The following is a 3,149-nucleotide window of genomic DNA, read 5'->3' as shown; positions in this document are numbered from 1 at the left end:
TGTTTTACGAAACATCTTCGGGTTGTGAGGTTAAGCGACTAAGCGTACACGGTGGATGCCCTGGCAGTCAGAGGCGATGAAGGACGTGCTAATCTGCGATAAGCGTCGGTAAGGTGATATGAACCGTTATAACCGGCGATTTCCGAATGGGGAAACCCAGTGTGATTCGTCACACTATCATTGCGTGAATACATAGCGTAATGAAGCGAACCGGGGGAACTGAAACATCTAAGTACCCCGAGGAAAAGAAATCAACCGAGATTCCCCCAGTAGCGGCGAGCGAACGGGGAGCAGCCCAGAGTCTGAATCAGCATGTGTGGTAGTGGAACGGTCTGGAAAGTCCGACGGTACAGGGTGATAGTCCCGTACACAAAAGTGCATGTGTTGTGAACTCGAAGAGTAGGGCGGGACACGTGGTATCCTGTCTGAATATGGGGGGACCATCCTCCAAGGCTAAATACTCCTGACTGACCGATAGTGAACCAGTACCGTGAGGGAAAGGCGAAAAGAACCCCGGCGAGGGGAGTGAAAAAGAACCTGAAACCGTGTACGTACAAGCAGTGGGAGCCTCTTTATGGGGTGACTGCGTACCTTTTGTATAATGGGTCAGCGACTTATATTCTGTAGCAAGGTTAACCGAATAGGGGAGCCGAAGGGAAACCGAGTCTTAACTGGGCGTTAAGTTGCAGGGTATAGACCCGAAACCCGGTGATCTAGCCATGGGCAGGTTGAAGGTTGGGTAACACTAACTGGAGGACCGAACCGACTAATGTTGAAAAATTAGCGGATGACTTGTGGCTGGGGGTGAAAGGCCAATCAAACCGGGAGATAGCTGGTTCTCCCCGAAAGCTATTTAGGTAGCGCCTCGTGAACTCATCTTCGGGGGTAGAGCACTGTTTCGGCTAGGGGGTCATCCCGACTTACCAACCCGATGCAAACTGCGAATACCGAAGAATGTTATCACGGGAGACACACGGCGGGTGCTAACGTCCGTCGTGAAGAGGGAAACAACCCAGACCGCCAGCTAAGGTCCCAAAGTCATGGTTAAGTGGGAAACGATGTGGGAAGGCACAGACAGCCAGGATGTTGGCTTAGAAGCAGCCATCATTTAAAGAAAGCGTAATAGCTCACTGGTCGAGTCGGCCTGCGCGGAAGATGTAACGGGGCTAAACCATGCACCGAAGCTGCGGCAGCGACACTATGTGTTGTTGGGTAGGGGAGCGTTCTGTAAGCCGTTGAAGGTGTGCTGTGAGGCATGCTGGAGGTATCAGAAGTGCGAATGCTGACATAAGTAACGATAATGCGGGTGAAAAACCCGCACGCCGGAAGACCAAGGGTTCCTGTCCAACGTTAATCGGGGCAGGGTGAGTCGACCCCTAAGGCGAGGCCGAAAGGCGTAGTCGATGGGAAACAGGTTAATATTCCTGTACTTGGTGTTACTGCGAGGGGGGGACGGAGAAGGCTATGTTAGCCGGGCGACGGTTGTCCCGGTTTAAGCATGTAGGCGGAGATTCCAGGTAAATCCGGAGTCTTGTTAACGCTGAGGTGTGATGACGAGGCACTACGGTGCTGAAGTAACAAATGCCCTGCTTCCAGGAAAAGCCTCTAAGCATCAGGTAACACGAAATCGTACCCCAAACCGACACAGGTGGTCAGGTAGAGAATACCAAGGCGCTTGAGAGAACTCGGGTGAAGGAACTAGGCAAAATGGTGCCGTAACTTCGGGAGAAGGCACGCTGATATGTAGGTGAAGTGATTTACTCATGGAGCTGAAATCAGTCGAAGATACCAGCTGGCTGCAACTGTTTATTAAAAACACAGCACTGTGCAAACACGAAAGTGGACGTATACGGTGTGACGCCTGCCCGGTGCCGGAAGGTTAATTGATGGGGTTATCCGTAAGGAGAAGCTCTTGATCGAAGCCCCGGTAAACGGCGGCCGTAACTATAACGGTCCTAAGGTAGCGAAATTCCTTGTCGGGTAAGTTCCGACCTGCACGAATGGCGTAATGATGGCCAGGCTGTCTCCACCCGAGACTCAGTGAAATTGAACTCGCTGTGAAGATGCAGTGTACCCGCGGCAAGACGGAAAGACCCCGTGAACCTTTACTATAGCTTGACACTGAACACTGGTCCTTGATGTGTAGGATAGGTGGGAGGCTTTGAAGTGTGGACGCCAGTCTGCATGGAGCCAACCTTGAAATACCACCCTTTAATGGCTGGTGTTCTAACGTAGACCCGTGATCCGGGTTGCGGACAGTGTCTGGTGGGTAGTTTGACTGGGGCGGTCTCCTCCTAAAGAGTAACGGAGGAGCACGAAGGTTAGCTAATCCTGGTCGGACATCAGGAGGTTAGTGCAAAGGCATAAGCTAGCTTGACTGCGAGAGTGACGGCTCGAGCAGGTGCGAAAGCAGGTCTTAGTGATCCGGTGGTTCTGAATGGAAGGGCCATCGCTCAACGGATAAAAGGTACTCCGGGGATAACAGGCTGATACCGCCCAAGAGTTCATATCGACGGCGGTGTTTGGCACCTCGATGTCGGCTCATCACATCCTGGGGCTGAAGTAGGTCCCAAGGGTATGGCTGTTCGCCATTTAAAGTGGTACGCGAGCTGGGTTTAGAACGTCGTGAGACAGTTCGGTCCCTATCTGCCGTGGGCGCTGGAGAATTGAGGGGGGCTGCTCCTAGTACGAGAGGACCGGAGTGGACGCATCACTGGTGTTCGGGTTGTCATGCCAATGGCATTGCCCGGTAGCTAAATGCGGAAGAGATAAGTGCTGAAAGCATCTAAGCACGAAACTTGCCCCGAGATGAGTTCTCCCTGACCCTTTAAGGGTCCTGAAGGAACGTTGAAGACGACGACGTTGATAGGTCGGGTGTGTAAGCGTAGCGATACGTTGAGCTAACCGATACTAATGAACCGTGAGGCTTAACCTTACAACGCCGAAGATGTTTTGGCGAAAGAGACATCGAAATTCAGCTTGATTACAGATGACATCGACATGCGAAAAGTGTGTTGATAAACAGAATTTGCCTGGCGGCTGTAGCGCGGTGGTCCCACCTGACCCCATGCCGAACTCAGAAGTGAAACGCCGTAGCGCCGATGGTAGTGTGGGGTCTCCCCATGCGAGAGTAGGGAACTGCCAGGCAT

The 3,149-nt window shown here is 52.4% G+C and carries 2 rRNA genes; both read left to right on the top strand.

Annotated elements, in window-relative coordinates:
* The first annotated feature begins 28 nt into the window (after positions 1-28).
* Positions 29-2,935 (top strand): 23S ribosomal RNA (locus tag BZK42_RS27645).
* A gap of 96 nt (positions 2,936-3,031) precedes the next feature.
* Positions 3,032-3,147, top strand: a 5S ribosomal RNA gene (gene rrf, locus BZK42_RS27640).
* Positions 3,148-3,149 lie beyond the last annotated feature (2 nt).

The sequence above is a fragment of the Citrobacter braakii genome (assembly GCF_002075345.1).
GTDB lineage: Bacteria > Pseudomonadota > Gammaproteobacteria > Enterobacterales > Enterobacteriaceae > Citrobacter > Citrobacter braakii.
This window is presented reverse-complemented; position numbering and strand designations above follow the sequence as displayed.